24 protein-coding genes and 1 pseudogene are annotated in these 22,090 nt (G+C 37.0%); 9 read left to right on the forward strand and 16 right to left on the reverse strand.

What is annotated here, in order from left to right; all coding sequences use genetic code 11:
* Window positions 1–542: 542 nt before the first annotated feature.
* From DWZ44_RS18265 to DWZ44_RS14560, 5 genes and pseudogenes are all read left to right on the forward strand, one after another.
* Complete coding sequence (locus DWZ44_RS18265) at window positions 543–692, forward strand: hypothetical protein (protein ID WP_158565927.1); 150 nt, start codon at window positions 543–545, stop codon at window positions 690–692.
* A 50-nt stretch (window positions 693–742) separates the two neighbouring features.
* On the forward strand, window positions 743–1,075 hold the full coding sequence (locus DWZ44_RS14545; protein ID WP_117805167.1) for a hypothetical protein: 333 nt from the start codon (window positions 743–745) through the stop codon (window positions 1,073–1,075).
* A gap of 215 nt (window positions 1,076–1,290) precedes the next feature.
* Window positions 1,291–1,608 carry a type II toxin-antitoxin system RelB/DinJ family antitoxin gene (locus DWZ44_RS14550; RefSeq protein ID WP_117805168.1) on the forward strand — a complete coding sequence of 106 codons (318 nt, stop codon included), beginning with the start codon at window positions 1,291–1,293 and terminating at the stop codon, window positions 1,606–1,608.
* Window positions 1,608–1,943, forward strand: coding sequence for a type II toxin-antitoxin system PemK/MazF family toxin (locus tag DWZ44_RS14555; RefSeq protein ID WP_117805169.1), 336 nt, complete (start codon window positions 1,608–1,610; stop codon window positions 1,941–1,943). The genes DWZ44_RS14550 and DWZ44_RS14555 overlap by 1 nt, the downstream gene beginning before the upstream one ends.
* A 468-nt stretch (window positions 1,944–2,411) precedes the next feature.
* Window positions 2,412–2,657: pseudogene (locus tag DWZ44_RS14560) on the forward strand (transposase); the annotation flags it as partial.
* A 27-nt stretch (window positions 2,658–2,684) separates the two neighbouring features.
* Here DWZ44_RS14560 and DWZ44_RS14565 read toward each other — a convergent pair.
* Window positions 2,685–2,927 (reverse strand): phage integrase N-terminal SAM-like domain-containing protein, encoded by a 243-nt coding sequence (locus DWZ44_RS14565; RefSeq protein ID WP_243002110.1) that lies wholly within the window; start codon window positions 2,925–2,927, stop codon window positions 2,685–2,687.
* A 281-nt stretch (window positions 2,928–3,208) separates the two neighbouring features.
* On the opposite strand from DWZ44_RS14565, the gene DWZ44_RS14570 reads away from it, so the two are divergent.
* Both DWZ44_RS14570 and DWZ44_RS14575 read left to right on the forward strand, forming a co-directional pair.
* The gene (locus DWZ44_RS14570; protein WP_117805170.1) at window positions 3,209–3,988 is read left to right on the forward strand and encodes a heparan-alpha-glucosaminide N-acetyltransferase; all 780 of its coding nucleotides are present in this window, start codon (window positions 3,209–3,211) and stop codon (window positions 3,986–3,988) included.
* 47 nt (window positions 3,989–4,035) lie between these two features.
* Window positions 4,036–4,434: a hypothetical protein gene (locus tag DWZ44_RS14575; RefSeq protein WP_117805171.1), complete on the forward strand. Its 399-nt coding sequence runs from the start codon at window positions 4,036–4,038 to the stop codon at window positions 4,432–4,434.
* 370 nt (window positions 4,435–4,804) lie between these two features.
* On the opposite strand, the gene DWZ44_RS14580 is transcribed toward DWZ44_RS14575, so the two are convergent.
* Window positions 4,805–5,272: a hypothetical protein gene (locus tag DWZ44_RS14580; protein WP_117805172.1), complete on the reverse strand. Its 468-nt coding sequence runs from the start codon at window positions 5,270–5,272 to the stop codon at window positions 4,805–4,807.
* Window positions 5,273–5,901: 629 nt separating this feature from the next.
* Here DWZ44_RS14580 and DWZ44_RS14590 point away from each other — a divergent pair.
* Both DWZ44_RS14590 and DWZ44_RS14595 read left to right on the forward strand, forming a co-directional pair.
* Window positions 5,902–6,474 carry a recombinase family protein gene (locus DWZ44_RS14590; protein ID WP_117805173.1) on the forward strand — a complete coding sequence of 191 codons (573 nt, stop codon included), beginning with the start codon at window positions 5,902–5,904 and terminating at the stop codon, window positions 6,472–6,474.
* A 19-nt stretch (window positions 6,475–6,493) separates the two neighbouring features.
* On the forward strand, window positions 6,494–8,113 hold the full coding sequence (locus DWZ44_RS14595; RefSeq protein WP_158565929.1) for an AAA family ATPase: 1,620 nt from the start codon (window positions 6,494–6,496) through the stop codon (window positions 8,111–8,113).
* 66 nt (window positions 8,114–8,179) lie between these two features.
* Here the strand turns inward: DWZ44_RS14595 and DWZ44_RS14600 are convergent, their stop codons facing one another.
* The 14 genes from DWZ44_RS14600 to DWZ44_RS14665 all read right to left on the reverse strand — a co-directional run bounded on the left by DWZ44_RS14600 (window position 8,180) and on the right by DWZ44_RS14665 (window position 22,083).
* Window positions 8,180–9,361, reverse strand: coding sequence for a HipA protein (locus tag DWZ44_RS14600; protein ID WP_117805175.1), 1,182 nt, complete (start codon window positions 9,359–9,361; stop codon window positions 8,180–8,182).
* Window positions 9,362–9,450: 89 nt separating this feature from the next.
* Window positions 9,451–10,479 (reverse strand): hypothetical protein, encoded by a 1,029-nt coding sequence (locus tag DWZ44_RS14605; protein ID WP_117805176.1) that lies wholly within the window; start codon window positions 10,477–10,479, stop codon window positions 9,451–9,453.
* 15 nt (window positions 10,480–10,494) lie between these two features.
* Window positions 10,495–11,877 carry a relaxase/mobilization nuclease domain-containing protein gene (locus DWZ44_RS14610; protein WP_117805177.1) on the reverse strand — a complete coding sequence of 461 codons (1,383 nt, stop codon included), beginning with the start codon at window positions 11,875–11,877 and terminating at the stop codon, window positions 10,495–10,497.
* Window positions 11,859–12,254 carry a hypothetical protein gene (locus tag DWZ44_RS14615; RefSeq protein ID WP_117805178.1) on the reverse strand — a complete coding sequence of 132 codons (396 nt, stop codon included), beginning with the start codon at window positions 12,252–12,254 and terminating at the stop codon, window positions 11,859–11,861. Before DWZ44_RS14615 ends, DWZ44_RS14610 begins: the two co-directional genes overlap by 19 nt.
* A 350-nt stretch (window positions 12,255–12,604) precedes the next feature.
* Window positions 12,605–12,889 carry a hypothetical protein gene (locus tag DWZ44_RS14620; RefSeq protein WP_117805179.1) on the reverse strand — a complete coding sequence of 95 codons (285 nt, stop codon included), beginning with the start codon at window positions 12,887–12,889 and terminating at the stop codon, window positions 12,605–12,607.
* 64 nt (window positions 12,890–12,953) lie between these two features.
* Window positions 12,954–13,349, reverse strand: a complete 396-nt coding sequence (locus tag DWZ44_RS14625) for a hypothetical protein (RefSeq protein WP_117805180.1) — start codon at window positions 13,347–13,349, stop codon at window positions 12,954–12,956.
* A gap of 94 nt (window positions 13,350–13,443) precedes the next feature.
* Window positions 13,444–14,019, reverse strand: coding sequence for a hypothetical protein (locus DWZ44_RS14630; protein ID WP_117805181.1), 576 nt, complete (start codon window positions 14,017–14,019; stop codon window positions 13,444–13,446).
* Window positions 14,020–14,031: 12 nt separating this feature from the next.
* Window positions 14,032–15,087, reverse strand: a complete 1,056-nt coding sequence (locus tag DWZ44_RS14635) for an ArdC family protein (RefSeq protein ID WP_117805182.1) — start codon at window positions 15,085–15,087, stop codon at window positions 14,032–14,034.
* Between the two features lie 26 nt (window positions 15,088–15,113).
* Entirely contained in the window at window positions 15,114–17,429 is a 2,316-nt protein-coding gene (locus DWZ44_RS14640; protein ID WP_117805183.1) for a VirD4-like conjugal transfer protein, CD1115 family, read from the reverse strand.
* 14 nt (window positions 17,430–17,443) lie between these two features.
* Entirely contained in the window at window positions 17,444–19,132 is a 1,689-nt protein-coding gene (locus DWZ44_RS14645) for a hypothetical protein (protein ID WP_117805184.1), read from the reverse strand.
* 14 nt (window positions 19,133–19,146) lie between these two features.
* On the reverse strand, window positions 19,147–20,712 hold the full coding sequence (locus DWZ44_RS14650; RefSeq protein WP_117805185.1) for a DUF6674 family protein: 1,566 nt from the start codon (window positions 20,710–20,712) through the stop codon (window positions 19,147–19,149).
* A gap of 18 nt (window positions 20,713–20,730) precedes the next feature.
* Window positions 20,731–20,976, reverse strand: a complete 246-nt coding sequence (locus DWZ44_RS14655) for a hypothetical protein (RefSeq protein ID WP_117805186.1) — start codon at window positions 20,974–20,976, stop codon at window positions 20,731–20,733.
* Window positions 20,977–20,998: 22 nt separating this feature from the next.
* The gene (locus DWZ44_RS14660) at window positions 20,999–21,475 is read right to left on the reverse strand and encodes a hypothetical protein (protein WP_117805187.1); all 477 of its coding nucleotides are present in this window, start codon (window positions 21,473–21,475) and stop codon (window positions 20,999–21,001) included.
* Window positions 21,476–21,588: 113 nt separating this feature from the next.
* Window positions 21,589–22,083 carry a hypothetical protein gene (locus DWZ44_RS14665; RefSeq protein WP_117805188.1) on the reverse strand — a complete coding sequence of 165 codons (495 nt, stop codon included), beginning with the start codon at window positions 22,081–22,083 and terminating at the stop codon, window positions 21,589–21,591.
* Window positions 22,084–22,090 lie beyond the last annotated feature (7 nt).

Below are 22,090 nucleotides of genomic sequence, written 5' to 3' on the forward strand. Positions count from 1 at the left end.
AAAGCATCAAAAAGCAAGGGTTAATTTGAAACATTTGGCGGGTACCATTCCCAGCACCGCTGCGCGTTGGTCTGCCCGTCTCCCAGACCACTTGCCGGAAAGCAGCTCTTTTTTGATAAAAAGAGCTGCAAAAAGCCCGGCAGAAAAAGGAAAAATGAAAGTCCCCCCTAAATCCCCCCAAAGGGGGACTTTTTTCGAATGTCCGTAGAAAATGTCTTTCTCCTCCCTGCTATATTTTTTTCTCCCGGCTCCTCGATCAGGGGTTTTTAAGCGTGCATTATACACCATCCGCGGAAAGATGATAGGGTCAAGATGAACGGCTGCGCCGCCCTATCATCTTTCCGCGGATGGTGTATTTATCATGCCCGCAAACCCCCGAAGATCGAGAACCCGGAAGAAAAAAATATAGCAGAAAGGAGAAAGAAAATGCACACTTCTACATTCGAAAAATCAAGAGCATCCCCCCTCAGAAACAAGCCCCAGAAGGTTTTTTAGAGAATTGATTCCCGTGATCTTTATTTGTACAGAAAGGAAAAGAAGAAATGACAAAAGAAGAAAGAAAAAAACGAGTACAAGAAGCTTGGAAAAAATTAAAAACAACCAGTAGAGATTCAAAGGAATTTAAAGAAGTGCTTACGACTTGGAATAAACTTGATACGGAATACTTGAAACTGTATAATGAAGAGTATTAGGGAAAGCTTCAGGGATGAGCTGAAAGAGTTTACTTAAGGAGGTATATAAAATGGAAAATATTTTTTTCTCAAAAACTATTGCAGATAACTATAATAACCAATTTTTGACAATAGGGGATTTTGTTAAAATTTGCGATGTAATAAAAGTTGGAGTTTTTGAAGTGATGATTGAAAATCATCCGAAAAATCGGGAAGTAAAATACAATGTCTATAAAAACATGAGTGAATACATTTCAACAGTGCCAGAATGTTTCCCGAAAGAGGAAACTGATCCGTCAATTGCGGAAGGAAAATTTGATGTGTCTTTTGCAGAATACCAATATCACTTTGAAGTGGTTGGACAAAGTGTAGTTGTACATTGTATGAAAACTTTCGAAGAGTGATACATTGTAATCTCAAGTGAATTACTCAGCAAAAATTCGTTGAGTAATTCACTTGAGAAATAAATGAAAAACCATGTTTTTATGCTATTGATAAAGAAAATAATGGGCATAGAGTTTATTTAGATGAAATTTAACTTTTGTGTGCATTGTTAATACAATGTATTGACATAAAGGAAAATAGAGAATATAATAATATTAAGAAAGAGGTGATAAATATGGCAAATACAAATGTAACAATGAGAATTGATGAAACATTAAAATCGCAGCTACAAGAACTTATGTCTAGTTTAGGACTTGATATGACTACTTTCTTTACTATGGCTGCAAAACAAGCAGTTAGAGAGCAAGCTTTGCCATTTAAACCGGATATGAATACTGGGATATATGGATTGCAAGCATATAAATTGGCAATGCAGAATACAAACTATAACCAAAAAGGGAAAGCTGTTATATCATCTGATGACGAATGGAAAGATGAAACCGAATGGGATGATATGTTTGAACAGATGAAAAAAGAAAGAGGTATTGAGTAGTGAACAAGGGAGAAGTATGGTTTGTAGAATTTCCATTAGAAGAAGATGAAAGTAAATCAATCAATAGACCAGTCATTGTACTTGATGAAAATATTCTTGGAGTATTATCAGTCAAGATTACAAAACACAAAGCCAGAAAAGAAGATCCTTATGATATACCAATTATTTATTGGGAAGAAGCAAGTTTAAGACTGGCATCTACCGCAAGAGTGTCAAAGGTAACGCTACTTACAAAAGATAGCTTTATATTTAAGATCGGAAATTTACATCCAGACGATTTAAGTAGAATTGAAGATATGTATAGAAAGTTTTTAAAGGATAATGGTGCTATATAATATGGTGTATAGCACCATTTATTAAAATTCGACTTTAATTTTGGAAGGATATGATATAAATGAGGAAAGCTATTATTTATATGGAAGTAGCTTGCGGTCACTGCGGAGGTATTATAAATCGAAATTATAAGAACAGTACGAGTGTAAAATGGTTAAAAAATGCTACAAGTGATTGGCGATATACAAAAGAGTATGGAAATATTTGCCCCAATTGCTTGAGAGAACTAAATTTAGACAAAGAGCATGGATAAAAAAATAGAATGATTATATGTTATGGTAGATTGGTATGGGACTTTATGGAATGGAAATGGTGACAGACCTACAACTTTTAAGAGTTAAGTTCAACAAAAAGCCCCCGCTTTTATAGGCGGGGGTTGATGTCACAGAGAGTATGAAACTTTTTCTGTAAAATAATGTTTGGAAGGTTCTTCTATGATACAATAAATATCATTAGGAGGACCTTTTATTATGGCAAGACAAAAGAAACCGGTACATCGAGTACAAATGACCGAAGGAAAACGAAACATCATCCATCAGCTCCTGGAAGAGTATGATATCCAGTCTGCTGAAGACATCCAGGATGCGCTCAAGGATCTTTTAGGCGGTACCATTAAGGAAATGATGGAAGCGGAAATGGACGATCATCTCGGCTATGAAAAATCAGAACGTTCGGATAATGATGATTACCGCAATGGGTATAAGCGCAAACAGCTCAAACTGTAAGCTCACCACCCTTGCATATCATAGAAGAATCTTATTTACAGACTTTTTCTCACAGTCTCGATTGTGAGTTTCAGGAGACCTTCCTTCCAGACGTTTGGCAGTAAGAAAACTTTCCGCATCTTCAAGTGTAAGATCAGAAACATTTTTTCCAATCCAACGAAGGAAGTAACGGACATCAGAGCAATACAGTTGAATAGTTCTTTCACGCAGGTTACGTTTTTCCGCTTCATTGCGGATGGATTCAAAAATATCTTTATACATAATAAAACCTCCAGAATAAGTAGTGTTAATAATTACATCTACCTATTCGGAGGTGCGTTAGCGTCATAATTCCGATTGCGGAAGAGACTGGAAAATGTTATTCTTATCATAGGCAGTGGAGCTTGTGATGGCAATTCCTATTGCTATGTTGTTGGATATACTCATTCCTTTTAGCCTTTAAGAGAGTTGCGTAGCTCCGGCAGCTCCGGAACGGCAGCAGCCAGAGCCGCCCCGGAGCTGGTGGAGCCGATTTTGGAGTAAATAAAAGGGGTGATGAAATTTTGCTGGAAACAACGCAAATAAAGCAGCGTTTACCGTTTATTGATTTGATAAGAGGTATAACCATTATTGAAATGATTTCGTATCATTTCTTATGGGATTTAGTTTATCTGTATAATGCAGATATTCCATGGTATAAGTCCCACGGTGCCTATATTTGGCAGCAATCCATTTGCTGGACTTTTATTTTGCTGGCTGGGTTCAGCTGGCATTTAGGAAAAAAACACATGAAAAGTGGATTGTGGGCGTTTGGTGGTGGTGTGGTCGTTTCGCTCGTTACCGCCATAGTTCTTCCCAATGATCGGGTGCGCTACGGTGTTCTAACGCTTATTGGCAGCTGTATTTTGATATGGATTTTACTGGATAAGGTTCTGAAAAAAATCCCGGCTGGGGTTGGAGTAAGCGTTAGTTTTGTGCTATTCCTCATTCTCAGAAGTTGGACGAAGCAAGACCCTATCCAACTATCTGATAATTTGATGAATGTTACATGGTTGAAATCGGTATTAGCTTATATTGGATTTCCGCAAGCTGGCTTTTCATCTACCGACTATTTTCCGTTGCTCCCATGGATTTTCTTATTTGCAACAGGATATTTCCTGTACAGTTTCTTACAGGAAAAGGGGCTGATTAACCGGCTATTTGGAAAAGGGAAAGTTCCAGGTATTAACTTTTTAGGGAAACATTCACTTATTATTTACATGATACACCAACCGATCTGCTATGTTGTAGCGTTCTTGGTTTCCGAGATTTTTCTCCCTTTTAAGTTAATGGTTGCTGGGTAGATTGCCTGTCCAAACTACCATGATATATTTCGAAAGGAGTTGTCCGTATGAGAAAGAAAGTAGCTATCACTATGGCAGTTGCGATCATCGTTCTGACGGCAGGCGTGATTATTTTGAGAGGGAAAATGCCTTATAAAGATTTGAAAGCCTCCGATATTGTTTCCGCAACAGTCTATTTCTTTCCGCCCGATAAGACAGTCCAAATTACAGATGTAGAAGAACTTGTTTCATATCTCGGCGAGGTTACCATCTATAATGAAGATCATTCATATAACGACTATTGCGGTCAAACGGTCTTGTTCACGCTAACAATGGCTGATGGGGCTCAGGAAAAAATTACAGTATTCAATCCGTTTGTCATAATCAACGGCGTAGGATATAAGGCAAAATACGAACCGTGTGAGAGGCTTAGCCGCTATGCAAATCAATTACTGAGCGCTGGATAAAAACTATGATATCGTGGTCAAAGAACAGACTAACAACTTTTGAACTGGCAAATTGAAAACTATACGCCGCATAACAAGAGCAAGGTGCAACTGAGGCTTGGATTATAGTGTAAGTTCCCCTCCCTTGCATATCATACTCTCCTCCTGTTCATCAGTAATTTTATAAAAAATTACTGATGAACAGAGATGCAGAAACTGCCGTATTAACGTGCGGCAGCTCTTATTTTATTTTTCACAGTCTTCTCTCAGCATTTATATAGGAAAGTTTTTCAAATTCTTCCCGTGCTAATTCATATTTCCCTATACTTCAAAAAGACATAAATATACAAAAAGAGCAGGCGGTATACCGCCTGCTCTTTTTGGGATACGATTAATACTCTTTTGCTCCCCAGCTCACCCGCAAAACTGCATCCTGCGGGAGTAATTCCCCCGCCGCCTGGTAGTTATAAAAAACTCCCGCTGCGGTTTTTGAATATACGCCTCCCGTTTCTGCTAACTCATCCCATACCATCACTGGTACCACACAAACTTCACAATCAAAATAACTGTAACGCGCAACGCCGAACGCAACACAAGGCATAACATCGCCAGCCATCGAATCTGCTTTTGTCTTGAGCTTTTCCACTAACGTCCGACTCGCCAATACCTGTGGGCTCTCCCGACGTTCTCCGTTGGAAAGGCACCGGCTGATTACTGCCAGAAGAAGTTCTGGTTTCCCCTCTTCCTCCGGGCAAGCATGGATGTATCCTGTGTCATCTGAAATGACATCGTACCCCTTTTCCTCTAAGGCTGCGATAACCAGCGCACGGAATAAATCGATCGTTATTTTCTTTTTCATTTTAAATTCCTCCTTTAGTGGTAAATTTTCTTTTTACCTCTTTAGTGGTAAAAAAATTTTTTATTTCTTTTCTTCTATAGAATACCACATTCGCCGGCATTTGTCAATAAAATGAGAAGTTTAATTTTTTTTTATTTCCACAGACATCCGCATCTTGTATTTCACAATATCGTTATGTTATAATTCAGAAGCTACCGCCCCTAAACTGGTGCAGGAAGGGGGTCGTTACTATGAGCATGATCTCTTCATTTTTGCTTTCTGTTCTGGCAAGTGTAGTCGCCTACTACATCTGCAAATGGCTGGACAGAAAATAGCAGCTGGTAGCCAGCCTGAGGACTAATCCACCTCGCCCAAACGGACAGAAAACCCCGGAGTTCGCACCTCCGGGGTTTTCGTTGCATTACTATGAATTTATCTCTTCATTTTGCCTACTGGCATTATAGCATATGCAATTTTTTTTTGCAATATACGAAAAGCAATCCGATCGTGAAAAATAAAATGTCTAAATAGGGTGTACGTTTTTATACATTGCCAAATAGAAAATAAAATGTTAAAATAGAATTGTGAATTTAATTATTAAACAAAATGTAGATTATATCTTAGAATTTATTTGTACAAAGAGGAAAAAAATGAGTAAAGGTAAGAATATTGCTTATGTAAGAGTATCAACGGTTGACCAAAATGAAGCCAGGCAGCAAGAGGCATTGGGAAAATATAACATTGATAAGTGGTTTATTGAAAAGGCATCTGGAAAAACAATGAAAAGACCTAAACTCCAGGAAATGCTGGAATACATTCGGGAAGATGATGTCGTATATGTAGAGGAGTTTTCCAGACTCGGCCGAACCGCAGTTGATCTTTTAAGTATTGTGGAAAAAATCGAAGATGCCGGAGCAAAATTTGTAAGCCTAAAAGAAAATTTTGATACATCGACACCAACAGGACGTTTGCAGCTCACCATGATGGCAGCCATTGCAGAGTTTGAACGAGAAATGATTCTGGAACGGCAGCGTGAAGGAATAGCAATCGCCAAAAAAGAGGGGCGCTACAAAGGTAGAAACAAAATCGTTGTTCCTGGAATCGAAGAATACTATAATCGTTATATGACCCGACAGGCAACGAAAACGCAGATTGCAAAAGAATTGAAAATAAGTAGATGTACGCTTGACCGCTTGTTCCAAGAATATAAAATAAATCAATGAAGAGATGGAGGCGCAATTTATGTCTGAAAAAAATATTAATATTATTATGGGAAAACAAATCGCCACTTCATATGTTCGGAAAAGGGATTGTTATAATCAATTGAAAGATTTTATGCAACATGAATATCCTGGAAAGATTTGTGCTTTATATGGCCTACGAAGAACCGGAAAAACAGTAATGATGTATCAGTATATATCAGAACTATCGGATAAAGACAAAGAAAAAACAGTATATATTCTTTGCCTACGGGAATGTGATATGCTTGAATTGCGGCAGGCAATGGAAGATTTATACGATAAAGGCGTTCGCAACTTTTTCCTAGATGAAATAACGGAAGTTACAGACTTTCAAAAATATGGAAATACTTTTTCAGATTATTTTGCAGCAAAAGGAGCTAAAATCGTTATCGCTGGAACGGACTCATTGGGAATTATGCTTGCGCAATCCGATATTTTATATGATAGGATTCAAATGATACATACATCCTATATTCCTTTTGCGGAGTTTTCAAAACTTATCGAAAATGATTCCGTAGATGAATATATTGAATACGGAGGAACATTAACAAAAAGTCCATATAAAACATTGCAGGCCAGCGAAGAATATCAAAATACCGCTATTGTTGGAAATATTTTACATTCATTGGAGAAAAGCGAAGATGCAAGAAGGTATGGAGCTGCAATAACTGAGTTGTACGAACAGAATGAATTGAAATCTGTTTTGAATAAAATGATTAATAAGTTCAGCTATTACACTACGGTCAAAGCAGTTAACAAGTGTTTTAAAAGTGCCCCGCTGTATTCTACGATCCATAATATTCAAGAACCATCTTATGTGTCACTAATTAACACGGAAGAAGCCAATCAGGCAACCAAGAATGCTTTGGGAATTAAGGATTTGGATGAAATGCAAACGTCTTTAAGTAAGCGACATCTGGATGAACTAAAGAATTACTTGTTGGAACTCGAACTATTTCTCGAAATTCCATCATATATTTCATTGAATAGTGGGGAACGTTCTGAAGATTTAGAAATTTTTATGCAACCAGGTATGATATATGCCCATTCAACTGCTTTGATCAAAAATTTGGCGGATGATTCTATGTGGAAGGATACTTGTGGTATAGCTGACAGAAATTTATTTATTTTAAGAGCAGATCATTTCGTAAAAGGAATTTTACTTGAAAATATAATTCTTGCGGAAACATATAAAACATTCCAAAAGATTGATCCGGATCGTTATTACGTATCACAATTAAGCATCACCTTGAGAAACAACAACCAGCATGTTGAAGCTGATATGATACTGGTTGATAAGCAAAAAGGAGAAAGCTATCTGTTTGAAGTAAAATACTCTAATCAGATCGTAATAGATCAAACAAAGCATTTAAGAAACACTGATTTTTTGGAATATATAGATGAAAATTTTGGAAAGGTGAAAAGCCGTTTGGTACTTTATACGGGAGCTTCTTCAAAACAAAATGATGTACTTTATTTGAATGCAGCAACGTATTTAAAACGACTTTCGATAGTTTCCAATACTCCACGGCCAGAGATAAAACAATTACTTAATGAAAACTGCAATACTTCCAAACCAAATCTCAAGACTACATCAAGAAAGAAACCACGTAAACTATAATGAATAGAGAGCTATCATAATCACATTAACTTTAAAATCCGTGTCAATTATTGACACGGATTTTTTTCATAGACGAGGAGTTGCTTTTTTTATGTTTTTCTTTTTAGGTTGATCGGGAGACATATATATTTTTTTTGATTTAAGGATAGCTCTTGATTGATGTACTATTAATTTGTTTAATTCATTAACTCTCCATTTTGGCAATCCGTTTTCTGAGCTGGAAAATGCGAAATCTTGTAAATTTCTTAAATCTGCTCTTATGTCTGGCGTCATTACCATAGCTGCGGTTTCTGAAAAGTCTGTACCGATTCGCGGAATTTTTTCGAGCAAATAAGAGTCGAGGTGGCGAAAGTCATCTTCCATTGCGTATGGTAACAAACTTTGATTGTGATCAAATACAGGTGCCATTTTTATCGGTTGAAGAGTATCAGTTTGAAATAATACTCCGTAATTTCCTTTATGACGATCGGTGTTGACTATAAGGGCATCTAAAATGAGCATTCTACGGAAAGCATTTTCACTACCAATAGAGGAAAAGTATTGTAGGTTTTTTGCAATACCAGCTTCTACCCCAATGAATTTGTAGATTGGAGCAAAACCATATTGTTCATTTGTAAAAAGAGGACATTTAGATGCTTTTTTTTCATGGTAATTTACAACCTCGTATGGAACGAAGTCCGGACAAAATACAGCAGCTAATTGTGAAGCATACATTTCACTGTATGGTTCGAGTCCAGCATTCACACCACCTTCAGATCCTCTTTTCATAAGAAAAATTTGATTATTTAAACGAGTCCAACATTTTGCAAAGGTTCCATCAGTAGAAAACTCAGGGGAAGCTGTTGAAAAATGTTCTCCATACATACCACCTTCAAAGGCTATCCTAGCAACAATGTCATCGAAAGGATTTTGGAATAATGAAACGTTATTCCAAGAAAGACTACTCTCTGCTGGGCGAACCCAAAACGTATCATTTAGAGTTGCAGCATGTGTAACTTGAATGAAACCTTCTAAATCATAACAGTTACAATGTTTAAGCAATTTTTCAATATGCTGGCGATTGCTCGGTGCTCTACGATTTTCGATCCAATCTTTAAATGTTTTGAAACCGATTGGTAATTGTGAAGATACATGCTGAATTTCAAAATGTAAATCATTAAATTCATCTCTTATACAACTTACCGTTGCAACAATGTTATCTTTATTCATTAATTCATATTCGCTTGTATTAAAATATGATACTGCCATTTTAAATTACCCTCCGTAGTAATGGAATTATATTAATTTTATCATTTCTCCTGAAAGAAAACAACAGATGTAAACAGGGAAAGTAAAGGTTATTTATTATTTTTTTGCGTAGCTTTATGCAGCTGTTCTATTTTTCGCTGCAATAGTTTCATACTATCAGTATCTGGTTGAGCAGCAAGCGTTCGAAGATCTTCCAGGGTCCACTCTTCTGTTCCTGCAGCAGCAAGAAAAATCGCAGACTGTTCTTCAGAGTGAGATGGGTTGTAAATGTATTCCTTTGCCAGATCCTCTCGTGTAGCCTGTTCCTGAATGGCCAATTTTTCTTCACGATTTGTTTTAGAGCTGTGAAAAAAAGATAGCCAATTTTTTTGCGGACTTGCAGAAGATTTTTTAGGCTGCATCGATTCTATTTGTGCAATTTCATTTTCCTTTGCTTGATATACTTCCAATTGTTTCTCTAATTCATTGAGCTGGTTATTCAAGAGGACAATTTGTTTTTCATAAGAAGCTGCAGTTCCCTGAGATTTCTGCAGCGATTCATTCGCATCAACGAGTTGTTGCTGAATGGAAATTTTTTCTTTCTCTGAATCCTGCAGCTGATGAAAAATATCTTCCTTTTCAATAGAAATTTTTTCATGCTCCTTCTGCATAGCATTTATTTTTTCTTGCAGATCACCCTTTGATTTATGCAGATCATCTTTCTCTTTTTGGGCGGCGAATTGCTGCTGCAACAAAGAGGACATCTCATTGTAAGCGTCTAGTTGGTTATGGATCAATGGAACGTATTGCTCCATTGATTTTTGAATCTGGTCAATATCTGCACTGCTTTTTTTCTCAATATAATATTTCTTCCGGATAGATTGAAAAATTTCCACAGAAGAATTTTTTACGGAATCTTCCAACATGGCTACGAGATCTTCCGGATCTTGATCGAAAAGACTGATCATGCGTAATTGCCATGATGTAGTATCCTCATTTATATAAGGAAGCATTTTTTCAATCCAATCTTTGGGAAATCCCAAATTCAGTAATAAACTTATTTTTCCACGCGCATTTTTTTCCTGTTGAGAATCTAAAATTTCATTACGTTTTTCTTCAGAATATTTTTGGAAAGCCATTTTCACTACTCCTCTTTATCTCTTTTGGATCTTTTTTAATTTTGATAAACGTCTGGATGCCTGTTGCAAATTTTTGATTTCTTTCTGTAGTTGTTTTTCTTTTTTACTATTAGATTCTTTTTGGTGTATCAATTCTTCGATCGGATAGTTTTCTTCGATCTCATCCAATCGGTTTTCAAATTTCCCTTCCATTTCAATAGGAACAGCGGCATTCGCAAATGCACTTTGAATGGAAAGATATTCGGAAATGACATTCTCTGTTTCTGAATCTTCACGGCTAGACTGTATTGCACGAAGTTCTCTTCGGATGGAATCGGTCATTTGATTCAATTCATCCAAGCGGGAGGACAAATCCTGAACGGTTCGAATTTTATTATCTTGCACGGTTTGCAGGTCACGCAAATTTCTATCAGCCTCTTTTGAATATTCTCGAATGTTCCCTGTGCCACTAGTAACTGTGCGTTCGGAATTTTTTAACCTCCAGTATTGAATCATATAACGTTTTTGATGCTGCGTAAGGTATAAACCATTTGCTGAACGAAAACCAGAGCCGATGGAAGATTCAAAACCTCGAATATGTGGTGGCAGTCGTTTTAATGATTCTGGAATTTCCATCTTATTTAATGAAATGCGCTTTTGAATACTTGCGACAGTGTATGATTTTCCAAGAACGTAATTTCTACGGTATCGTCCGGCCGGAGTTTTAAAATCTTTAAATGAAAGATATTCAGAATTCCATTTTTGTGAAAACCCAATTTTTACTTGATATGACTTCCTCATTATAGAAAGAAAATCATCGTAGGAATCAGATTGCGCTATTGCCATGTCAATAGCTTCACGTAATCGTTGACTTCCGGATGGATCTTTCTTTTCCCTCCATGTTCCATAATCAACACCTTTTCTTTTTCCTGGAACGTAAGTCAATTTTTTCAGTCCATATTTTTCGCAAAGCTGATCCGTTATCGGTTGAATGTTACTCTTCCACTGTCCATCTGAATAATGATACTTTACTCCGTCTACTAAACTGACAGAATTAAAAACTATGTGAGCGTGCATATGCGCGTGATCTGTATGGACAGAAAAAACGTATTCATATTTTCCGGCGAGATATTTTTCACAAAAATCCTGAGCAATATTAAAGCAGGTAATAGCATCCGTTTCGCCTGGTGCGAAACTAATAATGAAGTGATAACATTGTCGGCCATCCAATTTGCGAAATTCTTGTTTTGTTGCCATCATCCGGTTATATACTTCCTGTGTAGTGGAACCCGCGTTTCCTCCGATATAACGCTCTTCTGTTTTGTCAGGATTCAAAATATAATCAATGCAATTATAGAGTCCTGCGTTAGGATTTCCGGATTTCCGTTCTTTGACATGACTCAGTTTGGTGATTGCCATTTTGAAATCTCCTCTTCCAATTTTTGAAAATCAAACTCTAATTTTTCAAGCTGCCGTTTACATTCAGAGATTTTTTCCAACATTTCTTCCGGATAAAAAGATCCTGCCGAATTTTTTTCGATCTGCAAAAGTTTGCTGTCAATATTGAGTAAGGCCTGTTCGACTTGACGAAAATTCTTTTTTAAAAAATGAAAATTTGAAATTGTGGAATCGTGTAAAACGCTGCATAAGTATTTTGAAATATTTATTTTTGTGGATTCCGGATTTTCCATTTTTGCTTTTTCTAAAAAAATATCATAATCAGTTTGAGAAATTCGAATGGCAACTACCTTCGTCAGTTTCTCAGAGGCAGTTGCTTTTTTATTTTCTTTTTCCATCAATACTTTCCTCTTTTCTGTACTCGGTGATAAAAATTTTCGAGACAAATCAATTAAAAAAAGCCCATGGACGTTTTACGACCATGACAAAAATATCCATGGACGTTTTATGACCATGGGCTTTTTGTGGAGAAAAATGCGTTTTTTATGAAAATCCCGGAAAGCCGCATAAACACTGGGGCTGCAGGCTCATGGACGTTTTACGACCATAAGAAACACATTCCTATTTCTTAATTAGCAAGATACGCAAATTGTAAACAATTTGCATCTTGTTAGGGAGTCCCCTAAGACCCCTTTTGCTCGATTTTATATCGAGCGTAGGTATAAGGTAATGTAAATTTTTACAATTCTTACTTAATGTAGATGAGATAATCTTCATCACTGTCTTCAAAATTTGTTTTATCACCATCATCAGTTGTGTTTGTTTCTATGTTCAATGCTCCAACAATTCCATCCATCACTGCGTCTGTGATGAGTTTTTTCAAAGAATTTTCTGGAGTGAAAATTGTGTCATATGCTTTTATTGCTTCAAGAAAAAAATCAGTTCGGTTTGCAAATCCATATTCATTGAAGCGTTCAATTTTTGAAATCAATTCGGGATTGCTCACATTGAAATGATAATTTTTGCTTTCCATTTGCTACCTCGATTCTATTTGAAAAACGGGACGTCCTCACCCCCAAAGGATGTCCCGCAAAAAATTAGTCAGCTAAAAACTCAAGATCATTTGAATCATAATGAGAAGTTTTTTGTTCCGGAACAGTGCTGGATGTTTCTTCTGTTTCAGAATTTTCTTCTACGTCATCAGTTGATTCTTCTGAAGGTGCAGAATTTCCGGTCGATGGTGAAACTGAATTTTTCAACTCAGGAGAATAAGTGCTCTGCAAAAACTTCCACATCTCTTCAAGATCTGGCTTTCCATTTTTGCTTGCAGACTTCAAATAAGCTAAAGTCTCTTCGTAACTTTCTGTCTGATACTGAACAGTCAAACGTTCCTCTTCTGCCATAAGTTTATTGAGTTTATCCTTTGTCTTTTTGATTTCGGTCTGAACCTTTTTTAACTTTGCTGTTGTTGCCTGAGTTTTTTTTCTTTCCATTTTAGTTACCTCACTTTTAATTTTTTATGAAACACAGAATAGTGATTCTGCATTTTTCTGATTATTTTGAAATGTGTGGTGTGAAAATAATTCATTATTTTTGTATAGGGACAGTCTGTGATGCACGATAATGGACTGTGCAGCGTGATGATAATTTGCTTTGCACTGCAATTTCTTCTTGCGAATGAAAAAAAGTAAACTGCTTAATAACTTTAATATATTTCTCTTTATTGAATGGCTGCAGTGCCTGCAGTACAATGGCAGAGCGTATTTTTTTTGAAAAGAGGCACGGAAGATCGAGCATCCTGGCCCTTAATATTTTTCCGGTTGATGTATCGAAAAGTGCTATGAATAAATTTATTCCGTACTTACAATTCGGAAAAATAAATTGTTTGCTCTGCCATGTGTCTAAGTATGGAGAATATGAGATGCTGCACCAGTCAGAAGATCCAAAGCGAAAAGAGATAAACATGATTTTTGAAAATTCTGTAATTCGAATTTCAAATTTTTTTTCGAATCCATCCAATTCTTTCAAAGAAGGATTTGCTCGAAAAATAAAAAGCACTGCACCAACTTCATCAAAATGTATATACGCACTATCTGGATAGCCGATGTATTTTCTGATACTGCTGGATGGAAATTCGTCTGCGCATCTATTTTTCTTCTTCATAAAAAATCGTATTTACAGTCTTGGTGTTTTCTTTTTCTTTTGTTTTCTCTTAGCAGTTTTATTTACAACTTTCTTTTTTTCTGAATTCACTTCTAGTTCTTGCGGAAGTAATCTTGTTGCAAGCTCTGGAAAAGCTTTAACTATTTTTTGATCCAGGACAGTTGAGTGTTCCCTAAATAAGTCAAACATTTTCCGCATACTTTTATCCGGATGAAAATTGTTCGGATCGGATTTTTTCCAATCTTTGTAATGACCAGAAAGATGACTCTTTCTTTCGTCGGTTATTTCAAGCCCATAGTGTTGACAAAACATAATACTCATAACATCAGCTTCAAATTCTTTTTGATGCAAATTTGTATTCAGAGATTCTTCGACAGATCCATGTGCAAGAGCGTGTCCGAATTCATGTGTTAATGTTGAGAAAGCAGCGGTATCCTGTAAAGTTGAAGCAATATGAATTTCGTGTTCTGACGGACTGTGATAGCCATAAAGGGAAACTCCTTTAATATTTTGTTCCTGGTCTTGCAGAAAAACTTTAAGCCCAAGATTCTCTTCACAGTATTCTTTTAATATATTTGTGCAGCTTCTGTGAAATTCAGATGGAATTCCACGGTCAAGAAGCTTTGGATATTTTTCCGGAGGAAAGTTTGTCTGCGTAATATCAAATGTATATCCTTTTTTGAAATACGAAAGTTTCTCTCCTTCTATTTCTCCGACATCATAAGCGACCTGCTGTTCTTTGGATGCTTTACTATAAGGAATATCTCCATCATCTGTTTTTAAAATAGTGATCGGTGTATGGACGTACACTTCCATTCCATGCTCACCTTTTTTTACAGAGTAACCAAGTTCTTTCCAGGCTTTAAAGGATTTACAGAGTAAAGCTCCTCTTTGCTGTTGAGCAATGAGCATCATGTTGCGTGGTGAATAAGCGTAAGAAAATTTGCTGGAGAACTGTAAAAATTCAACAATCTCTTCCGGATTTTGATTCCATCCATTAATAATCTCATTGATTTTCTTATCCAGACTTTCTAGTTCCTCTGATCTGTTTTTTTTCTCTTCGGCCATAAGGTATACTTCCTCTCTAAGTTACTTTAGTTTGCTTGTTTCATATAAAACTGCAGCATAAGACATAATTTTTCCGGTGGAAGAGTTAAACAATCTTTGATCTTCTTTTCCGGGATATGCCGATTCATAGCTTCTGTGATGTTTGATACTTCATCTTCGGAAAGTTCGAGTATATATCTTCGGATAACATCTTCCAGATTCCCGGAAAGATCCCAAGACTGACGCACATCATAAACGGAAATGGTTTCTGCGGCAGATTCTTCATCTGTCTCCGAGGAGGATGTGTTGTCTGACATATCATAAATTACAGAATTCATTTTTTCGTTGACAGCATTCTGTAATTTTAAAGTGGCACTATCATCTTCCAATTTCTTTAACTGTTGAAGCAAAAAAAGATTTCCTTGCGGGCCATTCAGTTTCGGATCATCCAGATCCAGAGAACAAAATTCATCTTCGCTGAGTTCGAATAACATGCCGGAAGATTTCCCTTCTTTTAGATCATCGCGTATTTTTGCTTGAAGACATTCATCCGGAAAATAAAATTTCTCCTGGTGATTTACTGTATGCAGATTTCCGTTTTTATCACGGAAAATTTCAACTGGATGGGTATAAGGTCCATATTTTTTTGCCTTCAAATAAGAGGGATCATGGAATGGCTTATATTTTTTGTCGATGATTGGTTTACTTGCAAATGGAAGAATGATGCAACTGTCTTTATCCATTTGTGCAACTTCATTTGCATCCATAAGCGAACGCTGCAGGCGATCGTAGCTTGTGCTGCTGCTTCCGTTTTGACCGTATGAAACGCTACCGGATGCCTTTTCGATTGTGGCAGCACCCAACATTTTACTGATAGTTTCCTGGGTATCATACGCACCACGGCCGGAACCAAGAAATAAAAATACAGCACAGGAATCCATGAATACTTTCCATCCGTCACCCTTGTACATGGTCTGCAGCTGACTAATTGATTGCAGGAACAGCATGACAGCAATGTTACGAGATCGAAGGGTTGTGATTAAATGTTCAAAACCTTCCGGCCGTAACCCGTTGGCAAACTCGTCCATCCAACACTCAACACGAATAGGAAGAACACCATGGTAATTCTGATCTGCTTCTACCAAAAGTTCATCGAACAGCTGTTGATAAAGCATATTTCCTACAAAATTGTAGCTGCTATCGTTTTCTTTTAGGACTAGAAATAATGCTACTTTACTTTTTCCATCCCTGTGCCAACCGGTTCCAAGTTCCCATAAGTTCATATCATCTGCTTCAAAAATGCGCTGAATAGATTTCGAATAAAAAAACTTGAATTTTCCATTTAAAATTAAAAGAATGGAAGCAACTGTTTCGGGCGCACCTTCTTTTAATTTACGATAATCTCTGACAGCTGGATGATCTGGATACATATCTGCTAATGCGTCCATTAATAAAGATAATTCTGTGGACTCTTCTTCATCCTCAGAGCGAGGTGGTACTTTTTTACCTTCCATCTGCGTGAGCTTTGTTACTTGATTTAAAGTTTGCGTAGCATATACAGGTTCCCATTTTAAACCGGCTTCTGCAAAAATCTTTTTTTTATCTGGTACAGATACAGCCCACACGAAATAAAAGAGAGATTGCAGATAAAGAGCGCAACCATCATCCCAGAAAGGGTCGCCTTTTTGGGCATCCGGGGGTTCCACAGACTTGAAAATATTCATAATCAATCGTGGAATATCATCTTCTGTTCGGATATAAACAAAAGGATTGTATCGATCAGAAGATTCCATGTTTTTTAAGTTCAAAACACGGATCTGATAACCGTTCTTTTGCAAATAGTTTCCATATTTTTCCACAAGTTCACCTTTAGGGTCCATGAATAAATAGGAAGAAATACATTTCAAAATATTTGGAGCAATCACAAATAATGATTTACCGGTACCAGGAGCACCGACAACAATCATATTATTATTTGGAAAGGATTTCGAACCGGATAAAGCCTGATTTACGTGTTTGGAAAGAATGCGGTTATTTTCCGGATGCTCAAGATCGGCCATGCGTTTATTTGCAGTGTCCGGGTCATCCCATTCTGCAGAACCATGTTCAATGTCTGAATGTGTGTTGCGATGCGTATCCAAATAAAACGCAAGAAAAAATACCCATCCGGTCAGACCACATCCAAGACTAATCAATGTGTACTGATTAAAACAGCGCCATGGATGATTCATCCATGACGCTGTTTTAAGATTTATATCATTACCAGGTTCACCCAAAATACCTGCAAATACAAGGCAGATTAATTCGACCAAAATAAGAATAAGCACAAGACTTTTAATTGGAATCTTTTTTTTCTTTATCATTTTTTCTCCTTATATTAAAGCTTTAAGTCTTTTTTCCTTATAGGGGAAGATTTAGGCTTGTGTTTAGAAGCAGGATTTTGAGAAAACTTTAAAATCTTATTTTGATTCTGGCCGAACTGTTTTGTTATGTTTTTGCGTCGAACTGGATCATAATAAGGTAGTATTTGCGCTCCTTTCATATTCAATAAAGGATTCGATGTTGGTGAATCATTTTTAAAAATTTCATATTCCTTTTGTGGATCAATTGCTGAAACAAGAGTTTTTCCGTCATCAGCAATGGAAAAAAGAGGAAGTTTGATATGCAATTTAGAACCAGGAATACGAGAAATAAAAGTCTTGTCATCCATAATATCATCAACAAGACTACGATTAATGGTAACGGGAAAAGCTGCTTCTTGAGTAGAAACATCTGGAGAGCTTTGTGAAACAGTTTTTTCCATAGATTTTGCTTTTGATGATTGCTTTTGAGGAGCTTCGGACGGAGTTTCAGTTTCTGCATACGGAATATAATCTAAACGATGTGTTTCGTCAGATTGTTCTGTATACTTGGAAAATTCTTTTCCAGACAGACTGCCGGAAGGAGTCTGAAGAATCCCTTTTTCATCCGGACGATAGACATTATAATTTTTTTCCGGATCAAGAAAAATAATAAAGCCCTTACCATTGTCAACGGAAAGAGCTTCCTGAATACGAACATATTCTCGGTCACCTGTCTGCAGCGCAATTTCATCTTCTCTTCTGGCAGCTACTCTTTGAGAAGGAATATATCGTTCGATTAACCCTGGTCGGTTCTTTAAGGTTTCATAACGATCGACTTCTTTCCCAGCCAGGGCTTGCTCAAAAGACTGTGCATTCAGATTTTTTCCTTTCTGCCAATTTTTTGGATCGGTTTTTTCCTTTATTTCCGGCGAAGCTGTTTTCATATAATCTTCCTCTGACATACGGCCAGAATCAAAATATTCTTGTTCAGTTATATCTTCTACCAAATCTTTAGCTGCATCCGGAAATTCTTCTAAATATGCTTTAATAGCTGCTGCGAATTGTTGCAGAGATTGATTCGCAACGGCAATCTGGATGTGATTATCTCCATATTTAAGATCCGGAAGAACAGAATAGTTCACGCCACGTTCGTCCAATATATCCAGAAATTGCTCTAGTTGCTCATTATCTTCCGAAGCATCTCCGAGTGCAAGACTTTTGATTTTATAATTTCCGGAAGTAAGAGCTTTCAACTCTTCAAAATCCAGTGGACCACCAAGATCGAGCTGGTTTGTTACATAAGATTCGTATAATGCCTGCCATTTTGCAACGTCTTTTCCACGTATGGCAATTTGCTGGCAGGAATCCTGAATATCCAGATCAGGAAGGAGACAGTAGGTAATTCCAACCTCTGTCATGGAATCCATGAGTTTATCCAACTGTTCCGGATCGCGTGTGGGGAGATTTGCGATAATATAATCTCCATCACAGGCTTTCATGAATTGTGTAAAACTTTTGAAGTCTGACGTGGAGATTATATGTTGCTTATGTAGTTTCATACAAAATTGAATCAGTCGGAAGGGAGAAAGCAGAGCTTTATTTACTACCTTTCCGGTTACACTACCTGCGGAAGCTGCTGCTTTAACAGCCCCTTTAAGAATAATCATTTCTGTGTTGACCAAGATAGCAAGGTCACCACTTCCACCTGCATCTTCAGCTGCCATTTTTAATACCTCCTTTAAATAACCTTTTTAGTTGTCTTTTTTACCTGCTTCTCGGGTTTCTGCTCAGGACGTTGCATTTTAGAAAGTAATGTATTTGTTCTTTCCTGCAAATTACCCAATGTACGCTCCATAGCGTAAATCTTACGCTGGACAGAAGCAATCTTACCCTTTTCTGGGTCCCACGGGACATATTCAAGAAGTTCTTTTCCGGTCAATGCCCGGCCAACGTTTTTTACACTATTGGAAACATCTTGTACGGCCTGCTTTGCATCGTTCAGCCGCTGGAATAGTACATCGAGAGAATCCTGCGTATGCTGCATTCCCTTTTGCAACGAAGCCAAAGCTTTTGGAACATGAATTTTTTCAGCAAACGATAAAAGCGCATTTTTTCCAGCAGTTTTTAATTTACTCTTAGTCTGCAGAACAACATTGGCAAGGCGGGACTTGTTAAGTGTTATGAGTTTTTCACTCTGATCAAGATTATTCTGTACAGTATCAACACTGTCAGAATCATTAAAAAATCTTTCGTCAATAGAATTTACCTGTTCTTTGAGTTCCCTGAATTCTACTTGCATTTTCTGATGCTCTTCTTGTAATTTATCCAGATGACTTCCGAGATATTGCAACAGATTAGCTGCTTGAGACATATCATTTTTCAGAAGAGCCTGTAGTATCTCTTGAAATGGTTCCTGATCAACCAATGGAAGAGATATATCCATAAGATTTTCCATTTTTGCTTGTTGATGTTCTGCCTCCGGACTTTCCGGAGTGGTGTTTTGATGCTGCATAACTTCTTCATTGTTGGATGAAGGGATACTAATTTCAGGTGCAGAATTAAGATCAAGGACAGCAGTTTCTTCTGGAGTTTGTTCGGAAAGCGGAACTGCAACTTCTTCGTTTGGCTTTTCAAGAGTAATAGAACTTCTGGTTGGCCGCTGTGGAAGTTGTTTTCCAGAATTTAAACATTCCCTTGCTTCTCTTACATAGGAAAGTAGAGCATTTGCATAAGATACATTTTTTGAATCACAATTTAACTTCTGCAATCGTTTGGCTCCAAGTTCTGTATCGTTTAATTGTTGATGCCGCTCAAGGTAATCCGATAAAGCAGGTGGAGTGCTGTGCGTAACGCCATCCATTAACGTGTCGGCCACTTTAACTTTAGAAAGATCAAGGAATGCATTATACTCCTGCGGCGTACCATTCATCAAATAATGAAGTTCATAATTAAGAACACCGGATTCTTGGTGAATCAAAAAGCTATCTGCGTCTGATAATGGGATTTTGTCTCCGACGGACAACTTTTCTACTGTACTTTGCAATATAAAAATCATAGGCTCTTGTACATCTAATTTACTTTGAGAACCCCATGTTTCACGGCGTTGCTGCATAGTAGCCAAAGGGAGTTTGATTCCATTTTTAATCTCTTCATCTGGCATTCCAGAAGCTTTTTCCAAGTTGATTTCATTAAGCTCATCATTAGTCAGTTGATATATGTACCTTCGAATAACATCGTCCAAAAGCCCGGTCAAGTCCCAGTCTTTCTTTCGTTCTTCAAAATTATTTTCAATTTCTTGTGACATAAGAACCCTTCTTTCTTTTTAGTTCATGTGTTGTAACTGATCCTGAAAGGATGTTGAAGTGTTGGATAAACGATTGGCTGTACGTTTCATTCCATATAATTGCTGAGAGTATAAAGCGATCGCGTGTTCTCTTTGATTTAAAAGGTATAGATTGATTTCCTCTAATTCTTCGTTGGAAAGTTCGAGAGTATGACGATCCAGAAGAGTTTTTAATGTGGATGAAAAATCCCAATCCTTTTTCCGGGGGCCCAGTGACTCTGACATATGGTTTCCTCTTTTCTACAAGTCAAATTTTACTCATCGTTTTTTTGGGACGTTTCAGTGGATGCTGCGTAGGACGTGACTTCTGTTTGCGCTGCTCTTCATATTTGTGGTCAATATATGATAAGTCCTGATCGCGAAGCGCACGTACATTTTCAGCTCGTAATTCATAGTCAGATCCATTACTTGGCTTACCTTCTGCAGCGAGATCTGCCTCGATTTCATCAAGAGATTCATAGTATGATCGGTAAATACTCGCAACTTCTTCCACGTCTTCCGGGGTATAACCATTTTTCAAGGCAATAATTTTATGCTTTTGGACCCGAGGATCTTCTTCTTGCTCAACAGTCTTATTTGGTTCATCAAATGCTATTTCCTGATCTATTTCTTGACGTAATTTTTCTGCTTTCATTAGGTCAAGTGTAGACACCATCGCAGATAAAAGCTGTTTTTGATTTTCAACCAGTACTTCTTGTCGCTCAATTAATGTATCTATATCCATAGTTTCTTTCTCCTTTTTGTGTAATAAAAAAGACTGCTTAGCAGTCTTAAATGATTGGGCGTTTTTGGGAACATTTTGTATGCTTGTTTACTGTTTTTTGCCTTTTGAAAATATTATTTGAAAAGATATTCTTTTTTGATATATTCTTCTAACGTCATTCCTGCGGCAGCAGATTCCTGATTAAGTTCTTCCTCTACAGGAATTAAATCCGGAACATAATCTGTAAATAGCGGCTCATCAGGCAAATCTAAACCAGAATTAAGGCAGTATCTACATTTGGATACATATTTATCAAAATCTGTCAAGTATTTTTGCTGCCATGATCCTTTCTTTACAGATTGCTCGTTAAAAATCTCGTGAATTTTCATGGATTTCTCAGAAAGTTCCGCTTGCATTTTGTCAATAGACTTATAGTATGATCGGCAAATACTAGCAATTTTCTCCGCTTCTTCTGGAGTATAACCCTTTTTCAAGGCATTAATTTTATGTTTTTGAATCCGAGGATCTTCTTCTTGCTCAATAGTTTTTTTCAGTTCAGCAGAAAGCTGTTTTTTATCTTTGATTGGTCTTTTTTGTTTTTGAATTAATGCATTAATATCAAATTTCATATTTCTT

The organism is Blautia sp. AF32-4BH (assembly GCF_003460565.1).
GTDB classification, from domain to species: Bacteria; Bacillota; Clostridia; order Lachnospirales; family Lachnospiraceae; genus Fusicatenibacter; species Fusicatenibacter saccharivorans.